The 19397-nt window shown below is 69.0% G+C and carries 20 protein-coding genes and 1 pseudogene; 9 read left to right on the top strand and 12 right to left on the bottom strand.

Annotated elements, in window-relative coordinates; translation table 11 throughout:
* Window positions 1-325 precede the first annotated feature (325 nt).
* From rpsB to frr, 4 genes are all read left to right on the top strand, one after another.
* Complete coding sequence (gene rpsB / locus K7C98_RS10450) at window positions 326-1237, top strand: 30S ribosomal protein S2 (RefSeq protein ID WP_431312828.1); 912 nt, start codon at window positions 326-328, stop codon at window positions 1235-1237.
* Window positions 1238-1240: 3 nt separating this feature from the next.
* Window positions 1241-1894, top strand: a complete 654-nt coding sequence (tsf, locus tag K7C98_RS10445; protein ID WP_224191453.1) for a translation elongation factor Ts — start codon at window positions 1241-1243, stop codon at window positions 1892-1894.
* 99 nt (window positions 1895-1993) lie between these two features.
* Window positions 1994-2716: a UMP kinase gene (gene pyrH, locus K7C98_RS10440; protein ID WP_224191452.1), complete on the top strand. Its 723-nt coding sequence runs from the start codon at window positions 1994-1996 to the stop codon at window positions 2714-2716.
* A gap of 52 nt (window positions 2717-2768) precedes the next feature.
* A complete protein-coding gene (gene frr / locus K7C98_RS10435; RefSeq protein WP_224191451.1) occupies window positions 2769-3323 on the top strand; it encodes a ribosome recycling factor in 555 nt (184 codons plus the stop codon).
* A gap of 150 nt (window positions 3324-3473) precedes the next feature.
* Here frr and K7C98_RS10430 read toward each other — a convergent pair whose 3' ends face one another.
* Window positions 3474-4265, bottom strand: coding sequence for a DNA-methyltransferase (locus K7C98_RS10430; protein ID WP_224191587.1), 792 nt, complete (start codon window positions 4263-4265; stop codon window positions 3474-3476).
* Window positions 4266-4594: 329 nt separating this feature from the next.
* Between K7C98_RS10430 and K7C98_RS10425 the strand changes: the two genes are divergently transcribed.
* Genes K7C98_RS10425 through K7C98_RS10415 form a run of 3 tightly spaced genes read left to right on the top strand, consistent with a single transcriptional unit; the run spans window position 4595 to window position 6602 of the window.
* The gene (locus K7C98_RS10425; protein ID WP_224191450.1) at window positions 4595-4882 is read left to right on the top strand and encodes a polyhydroxyalkanoic acid system family protein; all 288 of its coding nucleotides are present in this window, start codon (window positions 4595-4597) and stop codon (window positions 4880-4882) included.
* A 9-nt stretch (window positions 4883-4891) separates the two neighbouring features.
* Window positions 4892-5689: a glutathione S-transferase family protein gene (locus tag K7C98_RS10420; RefSeq protein ID WP_224191449.1), complete on the top strand. Its 798-nt coding sequence runs from the start codon at window positions 4892-4894 to the stop codon at window positions 5687-5689.
* Window positions 5690-5747: 58 nt separating this feature from the next.
* Window positions 5748-6602 carry a bile acid:sodium symporter gene (locus K7C98_RS10415; protein ID WP_224191448.1) on the top strand — a complete coding sequence of 285 codons (855 nt, stop codon included), beginning with the start codon at window positions 5748-5750 and terminating at the stop codon, window positions 6600-6602.
* A gap of 3 nt (window positions 6603-6605) precedes the next feature.
* Here the strand turns inward: K7C98_RS10415 and K7C98_RS10410 are convergent, their stop codons facing one another.
* The 4 genes from K7C98_RS10410 to K7C98_RS10395 all read right to left on the bottom strand — a co-directional run bounded on the left by K7C98_RS10410 (window position 6606) and on the right by K7C98_RS10395 (window position 12872).
* On the bottom strand, window positions 6606-7442 hold the full coding sequence (locus tag K7C98_RS10410; RefSeq protein WP_224191447.1) for a hypothetical protein: 837 nt from the start codon (window positions 7440-7442) through the stop codon (window positions 6606-6608).
* A 90-nt stretch (window positions 7443-7532) separates the two neighbouring features.
* Window positions 7533-9344, bottom strand: coding sequence for an IgGFc-binding protein (locus K7C98_RS10405; protein ID WP_224191446.1), 1812 nt, complete (start codon window positions 9342-9344; stop codon window positions 7533-7535).
* A 226-nt stretch (window positions 9345-9570) separates the two neighbouring features.
* Window positions 9571-10575, bottom strand: coding sequence for a hypothetical protein (locus tag K7C98_RS10400; RefSeq protein WP_224191445.1), 1005 nt, complete (start codon window positions 10573-10575; stop codon window positions 9571-9573).
* Between the two features lie 80 nt (window positions 10576-10655).
* A complete protein-coding gene (locus tag K7C98_RS10395) occupies window positions 10656-12872 on the bottom strand; it encodes an alpha/beta hydrolase family protein (protein ID WP_224191444.1) in 2217 nt (738 codons plus the stop codon).
* A gap of 390 nt (window positions 12873-13262) precedes the next feature.
* Here K7C98_RS10395 and K7C98_RS10390 point away from each other — a divergent pair, with 390 nt between their 5' ends.
* A complete protein-coding gene (locus K7C98_RS10390; RefSeq protein WP_224191443.1) occupies window positions 13263-14438 on the top strand; it encodes an FIST signal transduction protein in 1176 nt (391 codons plus the stop codon).
* A gap of 461 nt (window positions 14439-14899) precedes the next feature.
* On the opposite strand, the gene K7C98_RS10385 is transcribed toward K7C98_RS10390, so the two are convergent.
* The 7 genes and pseudogenes from K7C98_RS10385 to K7C98_RS10360 all read right to left on the bottom strand — a co-directional run bounded on the left by K7C98_RS10385 (window position 14900) and on the right by K7C98_RS10360 (window position 19264).
* On the bottom strand, window positions 14900-16177 hold the full coding sequence (locus K7C98_RS10385; RefSeq protein WP_224191586.1) for a tyrosine-type recombinase/integrase: 1278 nt from the start codon (window positions 16175-16177) through the stop codon (window positions 14900-14902).
* 51 nt (window positions 16178-16228) lie between these two features.
* Window positions 16229-16444 (bottom strand): annotated as a pseudogene (locus K7C98_RS44695) (helix-turn-helix domain-containing protein); the annotation flags it as partial.
* A gap of 205 nt (window positions 16445-16649) precedes the next feature.
* Window positions 16650-16862 (bottom strand): hypothetical protein, encoded by a 213-nt coding sequence (locus K7C98_RS10375; RefSeq protein ID WP_224191442.1) that lies wholly within the window; start codon window positions 16860-16862, stop codon window positions 16650-16652.
* 3 nt (window positions 16863-16865) lie between these two features.
* The gene (locus K7C98_RS10370) at window positions 16866-17066 is read right to left on the bottom strand and encodes a hypothetical protein (RefSeq protein ID WP_224191441.1); all 201 of its coding nucleotides are present in this window, start codon (window positions 17064-17066) and stop codon (window positions 16866-16868) included.
* 12 nt (window positions 17067-17078) lie between these two features.
* On the bottom strand, window positions 17079-17657 hold the full coding sequence (locus K7C98_RS10365) for a hypothetical protein (protein ID WP_224191440.1): 579 nt from the start codon (window positions 17655-17657) through the stop codon (window positions 17079-17081).
* Between the two features lie 31 nt (window positions 17658-17688).
* On the bottom strand, window positions 17689-17823 hold the full coding sequence (locus tag K7C98_RS43485) for a hypothetical protein (RefSeq protein ID WP_263429391.1): 135 nt from the start codon (window positions 17821-17823) through the stop codon (window positions 17689-17691).
* Window positions 17824-18511: 688 nt separating this feature from the next.
* Window positions 18512-19264, bottom strand: a complete 753-nt coding sequence (locus tag K7C98_RS10360) for a hypothetical protein (protein WP_224191439.1) — start codon at window positions 19262-19264, stop codon at window positions 18512-18514.
* On the opposite strand from K7C98_RS10360, the gene K7C98_RS43480 reads away from it, so the two are divergent.
* Window positions 19263-19391 (top strand): hypothetical protein, encoded by a 129-nt coding sequence (locus tag K7C98_RS43480; protein ID WP_263429390.1) that lies wholly within the window; start codon window positions 19263-19265, stop codon window positions 19389-19391. The genes K7C98_RS10360 and K7C98_RS43480 overlap by 2 nt on opposite strands.
* The last annotated feature ends 6 nt before the right edge of the window (window positions 19392-19397 follow it).

The raw sequence follows: 19397 nt of genomic DNA, 5'->3' as shown, positions 1-19397 counted from the left end.
GCGTGAGCTGCGGACTGCTGCGCGCCACGCTTGGACCGGGGCCGGTGCGCACGGGAGTCGCGGGGCGAGACGAGCAGGCTCACGCGCGTGGGCGAGGTCCGGGGCCGCCCGGGGGGCTTTGCGGTGGCCGGACCGGGTGCGAGTCCGGGTGTGAGAACGCCGGGTGAGCGGTGCGGGCGGCGCCTTGCCGGGTGGCCGGGGTGCGTGCTACACGGCCCGCCCAACGATCACACATGCCTCGGGAGGGCCCCGTGGCGTCACCGCGTTCGCGGTGTTCGGGGCTCGCGGAACGGGGCAGCGGCCCAACGCCAGGAAAGTACGAACGATGAGCACTCAAGATATCTCCCAGGGCGACCTGCAGCAGTCGCTCGACATGTCGGACGGCCAGCGGATCATCACCGTGCGCCAGCTGCTCGAGGCGGGCGTGCACTTCGGTCACCGCACCGAGCGCTGGAACCCGCGGATGCGCCCCTACATCTACGGGGCCCGCAACGGCATCCACATCATCGACCTGCAGCAGACCGCGGTGATGTTCCGCCGCGCCTACGCGTTCATCCGCAGCATCGCCGCCGAGGGCAAGCCGGTGCTGTTCGTCGGCACCAAGAAGCAGGCCTCGGACGTGATGGTCCAGGAGGCCGCGCGCGCCAACCAGTTCTTCGTGTGCAGCCGCTGGCTCGGCGGTACGCTGACCAACTGGACGACGGTGCGCCAGTCGGTCGACAAGCTGCGGAACATCGAGCGCATGAGCCAGGACGGCACGTACGAGGCGATCACCAAGAAGGAAGCGCTCATGTTCGAGCGCAAGCGCGGCAAGCTCGAGCGCAACCTCGGCGGCATCAAGGACATGCCGAAGCTGCCGGGCGCGGTGTTCGTGATCGACCCGGTCAAGGAGCACATCGCCGTGGTCGAGGCCAACCGCCTCGGCATCCCGGTGGTCGCGGTCGCCGACACCAACGCCGACCCGCGCCTCATCCAGCACGTCATCCCCGGCAACGACGACGCCATCCGCGCGATCAAGCTGTTCTGCAGCAAGATCGCCGACGCCTGCCTCGAGGGCGCGCGCCTCGGCAAGTCGCGCGCGGTCAACGAGCCCGAGGGTCACAACGTCCCCGAGACGATCCGCGTGACCACCGGCGGCGACGGCCCCCGCGTCGAGGTCGTCTCGCGCCGCACCCAGCTGCCGGCCCCCGAGGCCGCCGCCACCCCCGACGAAGAGTCCAGCACCAAAGAGGACTGAGACATGGCCACGATCACCTCCGACATGATCAAGGACCTCCGCGAGCGGACCGGCGCGGGGCTGATGGACTGCAAGAAGGCGCTGACCGAGGTCGACGCCGACATCGAGAAAGCGGTCGAGTACCTGCGCAAGAAGGGCATCGCGGGCGCGGCCAAGAAGGCCGGCCGGATCGCCACCGAGGGCGCGGTCACCTCGTACATCCACATGAACAACCGCGTGGGCGTGCTGCTCGAGGTCAACTGCGAGACCGACTTCGTCGCCAAGACCGCCGACTTCCAGGCCTTCTGCGCCGACGTGGCGATGCAGATCGCGGCCATGAACCCGGTCTGCGTCCGGCGTGAAGAGATGGACACCTCGAAGGTCGAGGCCGAGCGCGCCATCCTGCGCGAGAAGGCCCTGGCCGAGGGCAAGCCCGAGAAGATCGTCGACAAGATCGTCGACGGCCAGGTCGGCAAGTTCTACTCGGAGAACGTCCTGCTCGAGATGAAGTTCGTCAAGGACGACAAGAAGACCATCGAGCTGCTGCAGCAGGAGCTGGTGGCGAAGCTCGGCGAGAACATCAAGATCCGCCGCTTCACCCGCTACGAGCTCGGCGAGGGCCTCGAGAAGAAGTCGGAAGACTTCGCCGCCGAGGTCGCGGCGCAGATCAAGGCGTGACACGCGAGCGAGAGAGCGGGCGACCCCCGCTCTCTCGCTTTGTGCGTCCTGACAGGTGAATTTCTTGCGCCGGCCGCTCGGGCCGGAGAGACGGTCCGCATGGCAGCTGCCCCCCGCTACAAGAGGATCCTGCTGAAGCTGTCCGGCGAGGCCCTGCAGGGCTCGCAGGGCTACGGCGTCGACGCCGAGGTGCTGCGCACGATCTCCGAGGAGGTCAAGGACGTCGTCGGGCTCGGCGTCGAGGTCGCCCTGGTCATCGGCGGCGGCAACATCTTCCGCGGGCTGTCGGCCGCGGCCTCCGGCATGGACCGGGCCAGCGCCGACTACATGGGCATGCTGGCCACGGTGATGAACTCGCTGGCGCTGCAGGACGCGCTCGAGCAGCGCGGGGTGTACACGCGGGTGATGTCGGCGATCGAGATGAAGGAGGTCGCCGAGCCGTACATCCGCCGGCGCGCGACCCGGCACCTCGAGAAGGGTCGCGTGGTGATCTTCGCCGCCGGGACCGGCAACCCCTACTTCACCACCGACACGGCGGCCGCCCTGCGGGCGATGGAGGTCCACGCCGACGTCCTGATGAAGGCGACCAAGGTCGACGGGGTCTACGACAAGGACCCGCACAAGCACAAGGACGCGGTCCGCTACGCCCGCCTGACCTACCTCGACGTGCTGGCCCGCGGGCTGAACGTCATGGACAGCACCGCCATCTCCCTGTGCAAGGAGAACAGCCTGCCCATCCTTGTGTTCAACATGCTGGGGCGGGACAATATCCGCCGCGTGGTCTGCGGCGAGGAGCTCGGCACGCTGGTCTGCGCGGAGTAGCCCGCGCGCGAACTCGAACCACACGATCCACTGAGCACGACGGAGCACGACGATGAACGAGGCACTCGAACTCGCCCAAGACGGTATGGACAAGGCCCTCGACCACCTGCGCAAGGCGGTCTCCAAGGTCCGCGCCGGCCGGGCCAACCCGGCGATGCTCGACGAGATCCGCGTCGAGAACTACGGCACGCTGATGCCGCTCAACCAGTGCGCCACCGTCTCGATCGGCGACGCCCGCCTGCTCGTCGTCAAGCCGTGGGACCGCAACATGGTCGGCCCGATCGAGCGCGCCATCAACGCCGCCAACCTCGGCATCAACCCGCAGAGCGACGGCGTGGTGATCCGCCTGGCGATCCCGCCGCTCACCGGCGACCGCCGCAAGGCCCTGGTCAAGCAGGTCAAGGACCTCGGCGAGGAGGCCAAGGTGGCGATCCGGCAGTCGCGCCGCGAGGCCAACGAGTACCTCAAGGAGGCCGAGAAGGGCCGCGAGATCACCGAGGACGAGCTCAAGAAGGCGCTCGAGAAGGTGCAGGAGATGCACGACAAGTTCGTCAAGCAAGTCGAGGAGATCCTGGCCAAGAAAGAGGCCGAGATCACCGAGGTCTGACGAATGTCCTGAAGGACAGGTCGCCCGGCGCGCGACAGCCAGGGGCGAACGACGTGCGAGCGCGGCGGAGAGGCGGACCTCCCGCGGCGCTCGCAGGTCTTTGTGCGGCCCGTCGCGAGGGAGACGAACCTCCCGCGCCACCGGCAGGGTTCAGCGCACCACTTGCAGCGCAGGCCGCTCGCGCAGCGTCGGGACGGCGTCGAGCAGGCGGGCCTGGGTGAGGTCGAGGTACTCCTGCTCGAGGTCGATCCCCATGTAGCTGTGGCCGAGCGTGACCGCGGCCACGCCGGTGGTGCCGGAGCCGTTGAAGGGGTCGAGCACCAGGCTGTTCTCGGGGCACGAGGCGAGCAGCAGGCGCTCGAGCAGCGCGAGCGGCTTCTGCGTCGGGTGGCGGCCGAGCAGCTTCTCCTGCTTGCCGGGCGCGGTCAGCCGCCACACCGTCTTCATCTGCTTGCCGTCGTTCATCTCGCGCATGCGGTCGTAGTTGAAGACGTGCCGGCTCTTGCGGCTCTTGGCCGCCCACAGCAGCGTCTCGGTCGCGTGCGTGAAGTAGCGGCACGACAGGTTCGGCGGCGGGTTCGGCTTCTCCCACACGATCTCGTTGAGCATCTTGAAGCCGAGCTGCTGCATCGCGTAGCCGACCGAGTAGATCACGTGGCCGGTGCCCGAGACCCACATCGTGCCGTTGGGCTTGAGCGCGCGCTGACAGGCCGACAGCCACCTGTGATTGAAGGCGTGGTTCTCCTCGACGCCGTTGGACTTGTCCCACGTGCCCTTGTCGACGCTGGTCCGCTTGCCGGCGCGGCAGGTGGTGCCGCCGTTCGACAGGAAGTAAGGAGGATCGGCGAAGATCACGTCGACCGACTCCGCCGGGACGCGCTCCAAGATCTCGAGGCAGTCGCCCTTGAAGAGGCGCGCGCGACCGTCGGCCGAGCGCCACATCGGCTCGGGCAGCGGCGCGGGCTTCTGCGCCGTCGCGCGCGCGCTCGCGGGCGCGGGCCGGGCCGCGCCCGATTGTGGGGTCTGCACGCCGGCGGCCGGCGCCGCGCCCTTGGGGCTCGCAGGGGCCTTCAGGTCCGCAGGACCGGGGACCCTCAGGTCCGAAGGAGGCAGTGCGGTCTCGGTGGCGCTGACGCTGGTGAGCACGGCCGCAGCTTCCACGGGGCGACCCTGCGGGCCAAATTTGTGACGAAAGCCCGTGACCGTCGCGGCGCTCGCACCGCCGCCGGTTTGCAGGACCGGCGCGCTTTTTGGTATCAAGGCTCGCCGACATGCCGAAGATCAACCTGTCCCGCAATCACTCCCTCGAGCCCGCCGTGATCAAGGATCGGATCAGCAAGCTTGGCGACAAGCTCCAGGAGAAGTACCAGGCCAAGACGTCGTGGGCCGACGATCGCACGCTCAACGTCAAGGGCACCGGCGTCGAGGGCAAGCTGGTCATCAGCGCCAACAAGGTCGACGTCAACCTCGACCTCGGCTTCATGCTCACCCCGCTCAAGGGCAAGATCGAGGAGACGCTCGGCAAGGAGCTCGAGAAGCTCACCGCATCCGACTCCTGAGTCGTCGCCATGGCCGCGCCGCTGCGCCTGATCACGATCGGGTTCAGTCACTACTGCGAGAAGGCCCGCTGGGCCCTCGACCGGGCCGGGCTCGCTTACGTCGAGCACGACCACGTGCCGATCTTGCACTTCGCGGCCAACCTGTCCGCCGGGGCCCGGCGCACCGTGCCGGCCCTGGTGACCCCCCGCGGGGTGCTGTGCGAGTCGAGCGACATCGTCCGCTTCGCCGACGAACACCTGCCCGCCGCGCGCAAGCTGTTCCCCGACGAACCCGAGCCGCGCGCCGAGGTCGAGCGCCTCGTCGCTCGCTTCGACAAGCTGCTCGGGCCGGCCACGCGGCGCATGGTCTACTCGCTGATGTTCTCCGACCCGGGGAGGACGCGAGACCTGATCACGTCGACCGGTCCGGCGTGGGAGCGTCGCCTCGGCCGCCTGCTGGCGTCGCCGCTGCAGGCCATGATGCGACGCGCGCTCAAGCTGTCCCCGGAGCCGGTGGCCCGCTCGCAGGCGCTGCTCGACGTGATCTTCGGCGAGGTCGCACAGACCCTGGCCGACGGCCGCCGCTATCTGCTCGGTGACCGCTTCACCGCCGCGGACCTGACCTTCGCCGCCCTCGCCGCGCCGGCGCTGAGGGCCCCGCAGTACGGCTATCCGCTGGCGGAGCAGCTGCTGACGCCGGCCACTCTGGCGTGGGGCGAGGGCATGCGGGCGACGGCCGCCGGTCAGTTCGCGCTGCGCCTGTACGCCGACGAGCGCCCGCCGGTGCGGGCACAGGGTCGTTCGGACATGTCTACAAAGACAGGTTGATCGCGGCCGCCGGCCGGCCGCGGTTGTCGCCGGCAGGCCGGCGTGCGAGCATGCGGCGATGCTGTCCGGGCCCGAACAGGCGCTGCTGGCGTTGCTCCTCGTCGTGCTGATGATGGGGATGGGCGCGTCGCTGACCCTGGCCGACTTCCGCGCGGTGCTGCAGCGCCCGCGCGGGCCGCTGATCGGCCTGGCGTCGCAGTACGGGTGGATGCCGCTGATCGCGCTCGCGCTGGCGAGGGCGCTCGAGCTGCCGAACGACCAGGCGATCAGCCTGATCATCGTCGGTTGCACGCCGGGCGGCACGACGTCGAACCTGTTCACCTACTACGCGAAGGCCGACGTGGCGCTGAGCATCAGCATGACGGCGCTGTCGACGATCGTCGCGGTGGTGGTGATGCCGCTCCTGCTCGTGGTGTACGCCAGCTCGTTCTCCGACGCGACGCTCGCGGTGCCCTACGGCAACATCACGACGACGCTGGCGGTGATGCTGGTGCCGCTGGCGCTCGGGATGTTCGTGCGCGCGCGCAAGCCCGCGGCGGCGGGGACGCTCGAGAAGGTCGGCAGCCTGGCGGGCATCGGCGTGCTGGCGCTGCTGATCGTCACCGGCCTGGTGCGCAACGGCGAGCTGCTGGCCGAGACCACGCCGGCGATGTACCTCGCGGCGATCGGGCTCGGGGTCGCCGGCTTCGGCCTCGGCTACCTGCTGGCGGCGCTGCTGCGGGTCGAACGCGCCGGCCGGCGGGCGATCGCGTTCGAGACGGGGATCCAAAACAGCCCGCTGGCGCTCGGCATCATCCTCGCCAGCTTCCCGGCGGCGCTGCACGAGCGGATGCTGTGGCTGCCGCTCCTGTACGCGCTGTTCGTGCTGCTGTCGGCGTCGCTGCTGACGCTGGGGTGGCGCCGCGCGGCCTGAACGTCACGGACAGCGCGGGAGGTAGTCCGGGTTCTTCTGGTCGCACACGTCCTCGACGCACGGGCACTCGCCGGTGAAGCAGTAGCCGCGCTGGTCGGCGACGCCGAGCTGGCGGATGCAGTCGAGCAGCGCGGCCTGGTCGCCGTTGGCCAGCTTGGTGCAGCTGTTGGCGAACGGGTCCTGGTTGGTGGCGAGCTCGGCGCCCCATGGGGTCAGCTTGTCGATGACGTCCTGGCCGCGCGCGGTCCGCCAGCGGCCGGTGTCGGGGTCGCGGATGCAGTCCTTGGCCGGGTCGACGGCGGTGAACGGGCAGCACCCGGCGTCGCCGCCGCAGACGATGATGCGCTCCTCGAAGGTCCAGGTCGGGTTGCACGGGACCGGGCAGCCGTTGGCGAACGGGCTCGGGAATTCGCCGACGTCGATGCAGAAGCCCCAGTGGCTCAGCTCGTTGTTGATCGACGAGAACAGCGGGTTGCCGAACACGTCGTCGACCTTGCCGTCCTGCCAGTAGTTGGGCAGGCGACCCTGGCTGGTCGCCGGGTCGTCGGAGCAACAGACGTGCTCCGCGGGACAGCCGGCGTCGCCGTCGATCGGCTTGCACGCGCCGGCGTGCACGCCCGGGACCCCGTCGCCGGTGGTCGAGGTGGGCGCGGCGGTCGTGGTCGGGTCGGTCGTCGTCGGCGCGGTGGTCGAGGGGAGCTCGAGCGTGCCCACGGTGGTCGTGGTGGTCGCCGTCGTGGTGTCGTCCTTGTCGGTGTCCCCGGGCGTGGCGCGGTCGGTGCAGCCGATCAGGACGCAACAGGGGAGCAAGCAGGAGACGCGGCGGAGTAAGCCATGCATCCGCGCATGGTCGGTGAGCCGGCGCGCGCCGTCAACTTCGCCGCCGTCGCGCGCGAGCGTGCGCCCGTGTCCGCGGCGGGGGCAATGGGGTCACTGCGCGATCAGGTCGAGATCGAGGCCGCCCGGGTACCAGTAGCTGCCGTAGTTCTGCACCCCGTACACGCCGATCCCCACGCCGACGTCGCCGGTGATGGTGTGGCTGCCGTCGCCGGCGTTGCTCAGCTTGACGTGCGCGACCTGGTACTGGCTGGCGCCGACCGGCTGCCAGCCGCCGACGGCGACGCCGTCGACGCTGACCGCGGCGTTCAGCGGGGCGATGATGTCGACGTAATTGGCGAGCCAGGTGGTCGAGGCGTGGAACAGGTAGTTGTCGCGCCACTGCATCGGGTTCACGGCCAGGAGCATGGCCGGGTCGCTGGTGCCGTAGCCGCCGCTCTGACCGACCATGTACTGGGCGACGAGGATCTTCTTGTCGGCGGTGACGACGAACTTGGCGGTGGTGGTGGTGAGCTCGACGAAGTCGCCGGCGGCGGCCAGGAACTTGTTCACCGGCTGGTCGGGGCTGAAGGTCAGGGTGGTCCCGGGCTCGCTGGCGATGACGCGCACGACCTGGGCCTTGTCGAGGGCGTCGTTGGGGACCTGCACCGGCGGCACGACGACGTACTCGGTGGCCAGGGTCTCGAGCGGGAACATCGACTCCTCGAGGTGATCGCAGGCGCCGACGTCGAGCGGGACGTAGGTGCACTCGTGGCCGCCGAACACCTGCACCGGCCTGTCGGCCTCGACGATCGTGCCGGTGAGGTCGCCGCTGCCCGTCATGACCTGCAGGACGTCGCCGGCGTTCATCGCGACGACGCCGGTGCCGTCGGCCGCGACGCCGCCGCCGGCCAGGACCGCGCCGCCGGTGGCCGAGGGCAGCAGGCTGACGGTGGTGCCGTCCTCGCGGGCGACGACGGCGTAGAAGCCGACCAGGCCGCCCCAGGCCGGCCAGCTGGCGACCACGTAGTTGCCGGTCCAGGTGTTGACCGGCAGCAGCAGCGAGGCGTCGTTGGTGGTGGTCGCGGCCAGCGGGTTGTACTGATAGACGGTGACCGGTCGGGTGCTGCGCAGGCGATAGGCGCTGTCCTTGATGAGGACGGAGGGACCTGACCCTTGGGTCAGGGAGGCGATCCACGGGAGGTCGACGACCTGCACGCTGGTCGGCGCGACAGTGAACTGCGCGACCTGGTCGGGGCCGCGGGTGATCGTGACGTCGGCGGGCTCGTCGGCGGTGTTGGCGACGGCGACCGCGAAGATGTCCTTGGGGGCCTGGTTGTAGAGGTCGAGCTGCTGCAGGACCGTCGGAAAGTAGTCGCAGCCGATGTAGGACGGGCCGAGGCCGGCGCAGGCGCCGACGCAGGCGCCCGAGGGGGCGTCGCAGGTCAGGCCCTGCAGCTCGTCGCAGGTCTCGCGGACCTCGAAGCCGGTGCCGGCGTCGTTGCACACCTCGAGGTCGAGGCCCTGACACTGGCTGTCCCCGGGGACACATTCGGCGCAGCCGAGGCCGGGGACGCACACGCCCGGGCACGCCTCCTCGCCCTTGAAGCCGCCGGCGCCGTCGCACACCTGGGCGGTGTCGCCGTCGCAGACGACCGTGTCCGCGGGGCAGGCGGGCTCGCCGGTGGCGGTGCCCGTGGTGCCGGTAGCGGAGGCGCTGAGGTCGCCGGTGGTGGCCGCGGTGGTCCCTGTCGTGTCGGCGGGGCCGGTGCCGGTCGGGCCGGTGGTCGGCGCGCCGTCGGTGGTGAGGTCGGGCCCCGGGGTGGACGTCAGCGCGGTGGTCGCGGCCGTGGCCGACGACTGGGGGCGCTCGTCGTTGCAGGCGACGGCGAGCGGCACGACGAGGAGTGCGAGGCGGCGCGGCATCCCGGCGTCGTATCACGGGCGCGGGCCGGCTCGCAGGCCGGAGCCCGCGGACGGGGTCGTCCGGCGCGCGCTCGCGATCCGGGGCGATTCGCGGGAGCGGTCGCGTGTGCGGCGCTGTGGCGAGCGGCCACGCGAGCGGCAGCAGGAGGACGGGCGCGAGTCGAGGGGTCGTCCCTCGTGGTCACACGACAATCGTCGGAGGTGGTGATTCGCCGGTGCGCGCGAGTCACGGTAATCCGCAGCGGCCGACGTTCTCGAAGCCGGGCGGCGACTGGCCCGGCGGGTAGTAGGCGAGACACACCTGACCGACGCCGGGGCACTCGGGCGCGTCGAGGTCGCACAGCGGCGTGCAGCAGGTCGAGCCGGGCTCGCACTCGACGGCGGCGGTGTCCGCCTCGGCGCAGAGGAGCCCCTCGGCGCACCCGGTCTTCCCCGCGCAGATGTTGAACACGGCGCCCAGCGGGTCGGCGCCCGCGGGGATGCAGGCGAAGGTGTCGGGGGCGTGCGCGGTCGGGTGGCAGTGATGTCCCGAAGGACAGGTCGGTACGAGCGGGTGACAGGTCGGCAGACACATCGGCGCGACGGGGCCGTCGTGGACGAACACGCAGGCGCTGTCGGGGACGTGTGAGCAGTCGGGGACGTCCGGCGAGCCCTTGCACAGGCCGACGCAGGTGCCGGTGAGGGCGTCGGGGTCGACGAACCAGCAGGTGGCGCCCACTTCACAGTCGTTGCGGCCGCTGAGCGGATCGTCCTCGCTGACGCAGGCGCCGCCGACGGGGACCGGCTGGGCCGGGAGCTCGCTGCAGATCGTGCGAGAAAATTCGTCGCAGCTGCCGGACGACGGGCTGCACTTCGAGTCGGGCGGGCAATCCTGCGTCCATGGATCGCAATCCTTGCTCGCCACGGCGGCGCAGGCCGGGCCGCCGCCGCCGTCCGGGATCACGATGAAAGTACCGCCGGTGTCTCCGGTCGTGTCGCCGCTGTCGCCGGTGGTGAGAACCCCGGTGGTGACAATGCCGGTGGTGGGGTTCGCCGTCGTGGTCACCGGGACGGGTGTGTCCGAGGTGGTGCTGCCGGTGGGGCTCGTCGTTGCCGTGCTGCCCGGATCGGGCCCGCTGGTGCCGGGCGGGCCGTCGGTGGTGTCGGTGGTCTCGGCGGGCGTCTTGGGACCGCAGGCGAGCCCCCAGGCGAGCGACAGCAGGAGGAGCGGACGGGCGGGTAACGAGGCCATGCCCGCCTAGAATATCACAAAACCGCCAGATGAAAATATAAAACCTAACTCTGGCGAGGCCCGCGTGCGCGAAGACGCGCTCACTCGACCGTCGGAACGCCGTCGGCCAGCGCCGAGGCGAAGAAGCCGGCGATCCGCGCCATCTCGGCCGGCTCGAAGGCGACGTAGTGGCCGTCCTTGCCGGCGGGAGCGGGCAGCATGCGGGTGACGGCGGTGAGCTTGCCGCTGACGTTGCCGGTGACCGGGAGCGCGACCTCGGGCAGCCACTTGCCGGAGGTCCAGCCGCAGGCGGCGCGCTCGTTCTCGTCGGCGTAATCATCACATGGCGGATCGAACAGGTTCTCGCCGGCGATCGGGGCGCCGAGGCCGATCGCCAGGTTGCCGGCGGCGCGCAGCGGGCTGTAGCTGTCGACGTGGCCCATGTAATTGAGGACGTGGCGATAGGGCATCCCCTCCAGCGGACGGCGGCGGATCAGCGGCGCGGTGTTGTCGGCGTCGGAGCGATTGACGAATGTGTTGAGCAAGATCAACATCGGGTGCGGCGTGTCGAGCGGGCGGTCCGGGCGCTCCTGAAACGCGAGCTGCAACAATTCGCGCGGCGCCAGCCAATCGCCGGTGACCGGGTTCTCGACCCTGGGCTCCTGCTTGCCGAGCAGCGCGCGCGGCAGCTTGGCCCCGCCGCCGCTCAGCACCGCGGCGCGCACCAGCGGCTCGAACGGCAGGAACAGCGCGCCGGAATTGGCGCCCTGGCTGTGGCCCATGAAGAACAGCGCGCCGGCGTCGAAGTGCAGCATCTCGCCGCCGAGCACGATGCTGTCCTGCCATTGTTCCGCCAGGCGCACCGCGGTGAATTGATCGATCGCCCCCTGCACGAGGGTGTCGCGCGCGGACTCGGGGTTGTAGACGTTGAACACCAATTGATCGAGGTCGAGGCCGCCGACCTCGCCGTCGTCGTCGCTGTCGTTGCGCCGCTCGCCGTGCATGACGCCCTCGAGCGCGATGGTGGCGAAGCCGCGGCTGGCGAGCGCGCGCGCGGTGCCGTCGATCACCGGGCTGCGGAAGCTGCCGCCGGTGCCGTGCGCGTAGACCAGCACCGGCCAGCCGGCCTCGGGCGCCTGCCCGGCCGGGACGGTGACGCTGAAGCAGGCGTCGATGCTGCTGCGCTGGACCGGCGCGCCGCCCTCGAGGTCGATGCGCCCGCCGATGTCGGCGTACGGCGGGACGCCCTCCTGGAAGATCGGCAGGCGCACGCGGCCGTGGATCTCGCGGTAGTCCTTGCTCACCGCGCCGCACTCCCGCTCAACCCGCTCCTCGGCGGTGAGGCCGGTGAACTCGGAGCAGGGGCTCGGGCCGGCCGCCGTGCACGCGTGCAGGTCGAACACCCAGAGCGGGGCGCTCCGCACCGCCTCGCGCGCGCCGGCCAGCACGTCGTTGTTGGCGGCGGTGGTGAACACGGTGCCGCCGATCAGGCTGTCGCGCCGGACCGCCACGCCGGCCGCGTTCTCGGCGCTGTCGAGGAATTGCCGCAGCGGCGCGAAGGTGTCCCACGCGGCCTTGCGCGCGGGGTCGGTCGGGGCTGTCCCTTGGAGCATGGCCGAAAAGTCAGCGTCGGGGCTGAACCGGCCGCCGCCGAGCGGCTCCATGCTGTCGGTGAGCAGCACCGCGTAGGTGACGCCCGGCTCGAGCGGGACGCCGTCGATCGTCTCGACCGCCAGCCAATTGCGGCAGATGTAATTGTTGCCGCTGTGGTCGCCGTTCTTGGCGCTGTACGACAGACCCTCGAGCTTCTGGCCGTAGCCGGGGTGGCCGGCCTCGATGTTGACGAACACGATGCCCTTCGGCGCGTCGACGCCGTGGGTGCTGCGAAAGAGGACGGCGCTGTTGACGGCGAAGCCGGCCAGGTCGGACTGCAGATGCGACAACCACCGCTCGACGACGTGGCCGAATGCCGGGTCGAGGTCGGCGGGCGGGCTGGGAAAACCGCTCAGATCGACGCCGCCGCCCTTGAGGCGGGCGTCGAGCGGAAACGGCAGGCGAAAGAAATCGCGCCCGTCCACCTTGCCGGCGTCGAGGTCGAAATAGATGCGCGGTGTCCCCTCCTGCTCCTCGGCAGCCGGCGCGCAGGCGACGCCGGGCCAAAAACCCGGCGGCAATTCGGCGCCCGTGGTCGGCTCGCCGGTGGTCGTGGTGGTGCTGCCGTCGCCGCCTCCGCCGCCCTGCGAGGCGGATGAACCGTCTTCATCGAAATTGCACGCGAACGAGACCAGGGCGGCGACGAGGTGGGGGGACCATCGCATGCCTCAAATATACCAGCGATGTGCAAGACCGCGCAACGCGGCGGCAGCCGGTCGATGCAGGTGCAACTCGGACCCCGGTGCTTGTAGACGCACTGCCGCGAATCGCCGCGATTCATGACAGCAGCTTCATCGCGATTCATCGCGGCGCCGGCCCGACGGCCACTCGACGCGTCCGCCTCGCAGGCTCATGGCGAATCGAAGCGCGAAAACGCACAAAACAGTGACACCGCGCCCGGCGTGCAAAGGGCCGCTGTGAGGCCGCTGGACGGCTTGCACGGGTGTCTCAGTCCTCGTCTGCGGGCGTTCCGATCCGCAACGAAAGCACATACGCTGCGATGGTGTGCTCTCGTCGCTGCGGCCGCGACGTCGAAGGTCCGCGCGGAGGTGTTCATGGCATCGATCGTGATGACGACCGCGCGCAGCGGGGCCCCGGACCCGAATCTGGCCGCCGAGGCGCTCGTACGCGGGCTCGGGGCGGCGCCCCGGCTGGCGGTAATGTTTGCGTCGAGCGAACGAGACCAGCGCGCGCTCAATGAGGCGGTCAGGGCCCGCCTGCCGGCGACGACGCGATTGATCGGGGCGACGACCGCGGGAGAGATCGATCACGACGGGCTCCACACCGGCAGCGTGGTGCTCGCAGGCCTCTCGGGGGATTTCGAGGTGGGCCTCGGGCTCGGTAAGAACCTGAGCCAGGCGCCGGTCGAGGCAGGGGCAGCCGCGATGGCCCAGGCCTGCGCCGAGCTCGGGACCCGGCCGGAGGACGCCGACACCGAGCGCTGCGTCGGCCTGGTGATCGACGACGGCTTTCGCTTCAAGAAGGAAGAGCTGCTGATCGGAATGCTCGACCGCAACCCGGGTCTGGTCCTGGTCGGCGGCGGTGCCAGCAATTCGGTCTTCGACCCGACGACCCGACAGACGCAGCTCCACGTCGACGGCGAGGTCGCGACCGACGCGGCGCTGATCGCCCTGTTCCGCACCGACGCGCCGTGGGCGGCGCTGCGCTCGCACTGGTACGAGCCGACCGGCGAGCGCCTGACAATCACCAGAGTCGACGATTCGTGCACCCGCGCGCTCGAGATCGACGGCCAGCCGGCGGCGCAGCGCTACGCGGAGCTGCTCGGGGTCGACGTCGACGACCTCGAATTCGGCAAGCCGCACGGCTTCTCCGAGCGACCCACGGGGATCCGCGTCGGCCGCGAGGTGTTCCTCCGCTCGCCGTGGAAGGTCCTGCCCGACGGGTCGATCCTGTTCGCCAACATGCTCGACGAGGGCGCCGAGCTCGAGCTGATGCGCCGCGTCGACATGGTCGCGTCGACCCGCCAATTCTTCAGCGACGAATTGCCGCGCCGCGTCAGGTCGCCCACCGCGACCCTGCTGTTCCACTGCGGCGGCCGCATGTGGACGGCGCACAGCCACGGGGTGGTCGACCAGCTGTCGCAGGCGTTCACCGCCGCGCCCACGCCCGCGGGCATGAACGTCTGCTTCGAGCTGTTCCGCGGCTTCGCCATCAACACCACCCTGACCGTGCTGGCGTTCGGCGATTCCAACCCCCGCGCCTCGCTATGAGCGTGGACCTCTCCCCCGACGTCGAGGCGCTGCGCGCCGAGATCGCGGCGCTGCGCGCCGAGAAGGAGGCCACCGCGCGCAAGGCGACGCGGGCGCTGGCCAGCTTCCAGCAGCACGCGCTGGCGATGGAGGTGATCCGCCAGAAGAACGAGGAGCTCGACCGCCTCACCGCCGAGCTCGAGCGGGCCCGCGCCGCCGAGGCCGAACGCGCCCGCGCGCTCGCGGTCAACAATGAGAAGCTGCAGCGCAGCGAGGCGGACAACCGCCAGCTCATCGTCCGGCTGCGCGACCTGGTGGCGCAATTGTCGACGCCGATCCTGCGCGTGTGGCCGGGCGTGCTGGCGCTGCCGCTGGTCGGCGCGGTCGACGAGGAGCGCGCCGTGGCGATCACGAGCCGCACGCTGGAAGAGGTCACGCGAGCCCGCGCCCGCCACGTGATCCTCGACATCACCCGTTTTGGCTCAATTCGGCAGCGAACGCGAGAACTGCGGCTCGGTGCCAGCCGGTGCCAACGCGGTGCCAGTCTCCTCCTCCTCGACGAGGTTGAGGATGGCGGCCGCACGGCGGCTCGTGTCGGTGCCACGGATCTCCTGGAGGTAGATCTCCGTGGTCGTCATGTTCTTGTGCCGCAGGAGTCCCTGCGCGTCCGCAACACCCGCCTTGGGATGGTGCGCTACGCGGCTCGCGGCGCAGAGACGCAGGAAGTGCCCGCGCTTCTTAAGCGGCAGTCCCGCGCGTTCGTGGATGCGGTACACCCGGTCGCTGACCGTGTGCGTGTGGAGAGCATCACCTGACGCGGTGACGCAGACGTAGCGCTTCGCGTCGCCACGGGCGTGACGCCGCTCGATCGCCTTTCGGAGGCGAGTCGTCATGGTCAGGCGGCCGACCTCATCGTACTTGACCGGGTACTCTTCATCTTCCGGCATCGGCATCGGACGCTGGTTCTGGATGAGGACGTGGTTGGCATTCCAGTCCACGTCGCTCCACCGGAGGCCAGCCACTTCACCTGGGCGAAGTCCGGCATCGACCCCGAGCAGGAGGATGACCTCCATCGACTCTCCGGTCTCGATGTCGAGCTCCCTCGCCGCCGCCAGGAGAAGCTCGAGGTCGTCGCGGTTGTGGGCCGCCGGCTTCAAGGTCTTCTTCACCTTGCGCCGGATGAACCGCGGGGGATCCTCGATGTGCTCATCCTCGATCGCGATCTTGAAGAGGTTGCTGACGACCGTGTTCACTCGGTTGGCGTGTCGCGGGCTCGCGTCCGCGAACTGCGCCGCCAGCCTCTTCGAGTCGTCCTTGGTCCAGGCGTCGCAGCGGATCTTCCCGACGCGTGCCTCGATGCTGCGCCAAACCTTTTCGTAGCACACCGCCGTGGTGCGCCTGGTCTGCTCACGATCGGAGAGGACCTCGGTGTAGTACCTGTCCCACAGCTCGGCCAGGGTGGGGCAGCTCTCGTCAGGCTTGGGCGCGGCCTTCTTATGGCATTTCTTGCTGTTGGTACTCTTGTTGTCAGTAGCAACCGCCTGCTTGTGCTGCTCTTCGGCCTTGGACGCCTCCCTGAACAACTTGCGGTTGATCTCTTGGACCTTCTTTTCTGCCCAAACCCGCGCCGCAGCTTCATCCATCCCCTTGGGCGCCACGGGGCGCGTGCGGATGGGTTCGTCTGTAGCGGGGTGGGCGATCATGATGTCGACCTGAATGCGCGTCTTATCCCTATGGTAGGGGCGCAGGGTGATGGTCACGTCGGGCTTGCTCCTATGGCCAGCCCCGATCTCCGGTCCGAAGTCGACCACATCTTGGCGAAGGTACGCAACCCGGCCGCCGATCTTCCGGTACGGCGGCCCTTCAGCTCGCGCTCTCCAGTTCGCCAAGGTCCTTGGCGACACGCGGAGGAGTTCCGCGGCTTCCTCGGGGCTGCAGTAAGGAGCCGAACCCTCCGAGGTCGTGAGCAGCGGGTTCTTGGGGCCCGGGGCCCCCTCGGCTTTCCCCCGTGAGTTTTCAGCGGACACGATCTCGGGACGCGACGACAGCTCACGTTTGGACCTTCCCACCACGCACCTCCCACCACCACGCCTCGCGTGGCCAATCAACCAACAGCGCTAACAACGAATGGGACGCCGACAGCACATGCGTGCCGGCGTACTCTCAATGCAAAGGCAGGCAAGCCTGCCTCTCGACGCAGCGCACCGCGTCGTCACCCGAACTTCGGGCGACTCACGTCGGATAGCGCAGTCGCCTGCGCGTACCGAGGAGCGCGCCGACCAGGCCGCCGACAACGACACCAGCAACGGCTGTTAACGTCGCCTCAAACAGAAGATCACGCGTGCGAGGATCGCCGATGTTACCGATGATGGCTCGCTGATCGATGTCGATCTCGGCGATGAGGTCGTAGAGCGCGCCCTCGTCGGAGGTCATCTTCTCAGCCATGATTTACTTCCTCGCCGCCCACTGAAAGGCAAGGCTGCCGCCGGCGGTGACGGCGAGTACGCCGGTCAACGCCAGGACTTTCAACCTCATGCTGTTGCGCGTTCGAGCGAGGTCGAAGCTCAGCGCCGAGTACCACTCCCGTTGCGCAGACCGAATGGTCCCCAGCCTCTCCCGCGCCTCGCTAATAAACTCAGTCGTCGCCATTTCCCTCTCCTTTCACGATCTACTCGGCCAACACGAGGCCGCGGCGAGGCTGCCGACGAGAGCCGCGGCCGCGAACATCTCCAGACTGGAGACCTGATGCATCTCCACCGTGCCATCGCGTACGTGGCCTCGCCATCGCGCGCCCGGGTAGAGCCGCGAGGTCAGCGTCCACGGCTGCACCGTCACGACGAAGATGTTGCCCGGATGCCCTGCGATTCTTCGCACTTCGGCCATGGCTGCATGGAGGTCCTCGACGTACTCAAAAACGCAGGACACAAAAACGATCACCGAATCATCGGCGATGCCGGGAAGCTGGCCCTTGGTGATGTCCGCGACCAGGTTCATGGGGCAGGCCGGGCACCCGGCGAGGTCCACGCAAAGATCGCCACAGTCGTAGGCACGCATGAATCGAGTGTGAAAGCCGCCGTCCGGGTCGCCCACAACGACGAGCTTTCGCCCTGTCGCTGCCGCGCGTGTGGCGGCAGCCCGGAACAGGCACTTGCGCTCCTGAAACCGAACCAGCGCGGCCGCCCCCTCGGCGAGGGCGAACGATGCAAGGCCCAGGCGTGCGATGGATTTGACAGCGTGCATACTTCCTCCGTTCGCGTGATCGAGTGAGGCGTTAGTCGAACTTGTCGACGTCGGCGATGCGGCGCAGCACCAGCTCGTCGACAAGCTTCTGAACCCTGCGATCGTCCTCGCGCCCCAGCCGGAGCCAACCCCCGCTACCGAATCTGTCGCCGATCGGGCGATCCAACGTGTAGGAGTTCCCCCGCCAATGCAGGGTGATACGCCCATCAGCATGCGTGGTGACGTCTAACCTCGACATGAGCATATCAACCAGAGGCGGGAAAACGAAATACACTCCATCGCGGAGGGGCAGGGGTGGCGTATCGAGGAGCGACGCGGGCCCCGTAGGCTCGGCTCAATATTCGCCGGAAACAGTTCCCATTCTCCACCCCAGCCCACGAGCCCGTAATGCACGAGTTCGGTCAGGAGTTCTTCCAGGGTCGTTCCCGTGAGGTGTGGCTCGAGACGGAAGAGTGAGCCCACTTGCTCAGGCAGCATCCGCACAGTCGAGAATACGGAAGCGTGTACCCAACCGCGCCTCCAGAAGTCAATCAGATCGCACTCCCCGTAACGCGATTTGGCGAAATTCATCATGAGAGCATGTGCCGGCTCGTCAATATCCGTTGGAGTCGCAGCGAATACGCCCCGGTAGGGCACCACAAACTCGACCCGAGCTTTTGGGTCTCCGCTCCACTTCAAACGCTGCTGGAGCTCAGAGACGGCGCGCACGTCGAGATAGTAGCCCTTCTCGATCTTGTGGATCATTCCACGCCGTGCCTGTCGAGATGTCCATGCAATCGCGCCTCCCGCCACTCCGGCGGCTGCGAGAGAGCTCCAGACCCATGTTCGTAAAGACGGCATATCGGTCCTCTCGCTCACTTGTTCATGCGTACGAGGTAGATCCCGCCGACGACCAGGCCGGCCGCGCCCGCGATCCCGAGTCCGATCGGGAGCCAGGCGAGCGCGTCGCCGAGCCCCTTCAGTCCCGCGCCGGTTCCCTGGCCGATGGCGCCCACCGCGTCCCCGGTCCCCTGTCCGATGGCGCCAACGGCGTCCCCGGTCCCTTTTCCGATCTCGCCGAGCGCTTCCCCTGTGCCCTTACCGACCTCCCCGATCGCTTCGCCAAGCCCCTCGCCGATGGCGCCGATCCCCTTGGCGATGTGCTCGTCCAGCTCCGGCGCGGTGTTCTCCTGTGCAGCCTCGACGGGGCCCTCGAGGTTCCGAACGTTGTCGAGGATCTCGAGGGCGCATGCGACCCTGGCACACCACTTTGCGATCGTGGCCGAGGCCGTCTGGTTCCATCCGGCATCGATCCAGCTCGGCTCGGGCAGCCACTTCTTCGTGCAGACGCCGTACTCGTCGGACTCGCAATACTCGTTCTCGACGTTCGTCACGTAGTTCACGACCTCGGGCGGGATCACGAAGTTGCGGGCCGTGTCGTTCCATTCGGCCCGGAGGCGGGCCTTGAGATTCTCCGCGGTGTTGAGCCAGGCATCGACGTCGGTCTTGTCGCAGTAGAATTGAAGGTTCCAACTGTTGGCGCACGGTTTGTCGATGGTCCCGCCAAGTCCGTTGCGGACAAGGCTGTTGTACCGACCCGTGCATTCCAAGACGTTCTTAGTGGTCATGGTCCGGCTCCTGTTCGTCGTCGTCGCGGGAGGTGAGGTAGAGGACGATCGGTACTGCAAGGCCCGCAGCCGCAAGGCCGATCACGATCTGCCCGACGAGCCTCAGAGCAGCGAGGGGGTCCGTTGATCTTGC

The sequence above is a fragment of the Nannocystis pusilla genome (genome assembly GCF_020073745.1).
Lineage (GTDB): Bacteria > Myxococcota_A > Polyangia > Nannocystales > Nannocystaceae > Nannocystis > Nannocystis radixulma.
This window is presented reverse-complemented; position numbering and strand designations above follow the sequence as displayed.

What these genes read in the sequence shown, in the direction of transcription:
- tsf (WP_224191453.1), top strand. Translation starts at nt 1,241, where the DNA reads ATGGCCACGATCACCTCCGACATGATCAAGGACCTCCGCGAGCGGACC.
- K7C98_RS10420 (WP_224191449.1), top strand. Translation starts at nt 4,892, where the DNA reads ATGGCCGCGCCGCTGCGCCTGATCACGATCGGGTTCAGTCACTACTGC.
- K7C98_RS10395 (WP_224191444.1), bottom strand. Translation starts at nt 12,872, where the DNA reads ATGCGATGGTCCCCCCACCTCGTCGCCGCCCTGGTCTCGTTCGCGTGC.
- pyrH (WP_224191452.1), top strand. Translation starts at nt 1,994, where the DNA reads ATGGCAGCTGCCCCCCGCTACAAGAGGATCCTGCTGAAGCTGTCCGGC.
- frr (WP_224191451.1), top strand. Translation starts at nt 2,769, where the DNA reads ATGAACGAGGCACTCGAACTCGCCCAAGACGGTATGGACAAGGCCCTC.
- K7C98_RS43480 (WP_263429390.1), top strand. Translation starts at nt 19,263, where the DNA reads ATGGTCCGGCTCCTGTTCGTCGTCGTCGCGGGAGGTGAGGTAGAGGAC.
- K7C98_RS10360 (WP_224191439.1), bottom strand. Translation starts at nt 19,264, where the DNA reads ATGACCACTAAGAACGTCTTGGAATGCACGGGTCGGTACAACAGCCTT.
- K7C98_RS10415 (WP_224191448.1), top strand. Translation starts at nt 5,748, where the DNA reads ATGCTGTCCGGGCCCGAACAGGCGCTGCTGGCGTTGCTCCTCGTCGTG.
- K7C98_RS10430 (WP_224191587.1), bottom strand. Translation starts at nt 4,265, where the DNA reads ATGTGGCGCTCGGCCGACGGTCGCGCGCGCCTCTTCAAGGGCGACTGC.
- K7C98_RS10425 (WP_224191450.1), top strand. Translation starts at nt 4,595, where the DNA reads ATGCCGAAGATCAACCTGTCCCGCAATCACTCCCTCGAGCCCGCCGTG.
- K7C98_RS10405 (WP_224191446.1), bottom strand. Translation starts at nt 9,344, where the DNA reads ATGCCGCGCCGCCTCGCACTCCTCGTCGTGCCGCTCGCCGTCGCCTGC.
- K7C98_RS10370 (WP_224191441.1), bottom strand. Translation starts at nt 17,066, where the DNA reads ATGGCGACGACTGAGTTTATTAGCGAGGCGCGGGAGAGGCTGGGGACC.
- rpsB (WP_431312828.1), top strand. Translation starts at nt 326, where the DNA reads ATGAGCACTCAAGATATCTCCCAGGGCGACCTGCAGCAGTCGCTCGAC.
- K7C98_RS10365 (WP_224191440.1), bottom strand. Translation starts at nt 17,657, where the DNA reads ATGCACGCTGTCAAATCCATCGCACGCCTGGGCCTTGCATCGTTCGCC.
- K7C98_RS10400 (WP_224191445.1), bottom strand. Translation starts at nt 10,575, where the DNA reads ATGGCCTCGTTACCCGCCCGTCCGCTCCTCCTGCTGTCGCTCGCCTGG.
- K7C98_RS10410 (WP_224191447.1), bottom strand. Translation starts at nt 7,442, where the DNA reads ATGCATGGCTTACTCCGCCGCGTCTCCTGCTTGCTCCCCTGTTGCGTC.
- K7C98_RS10390 (WP_224191443.1), top strand. Translation starts at nt 13,263, where the DNA reads ATGGCATCGATCGTGATGACGACCGCGCGCAGCGGGGCCCCGGACCCG.
- K7C98_RS10375 (WP_224191442.1), bottom strand. Translation starts at nt 16,862, where the DNA reads ATGGCTGAGAAGATGACCTCCGACGAGGGCGCGCTCTACGACCTCATC.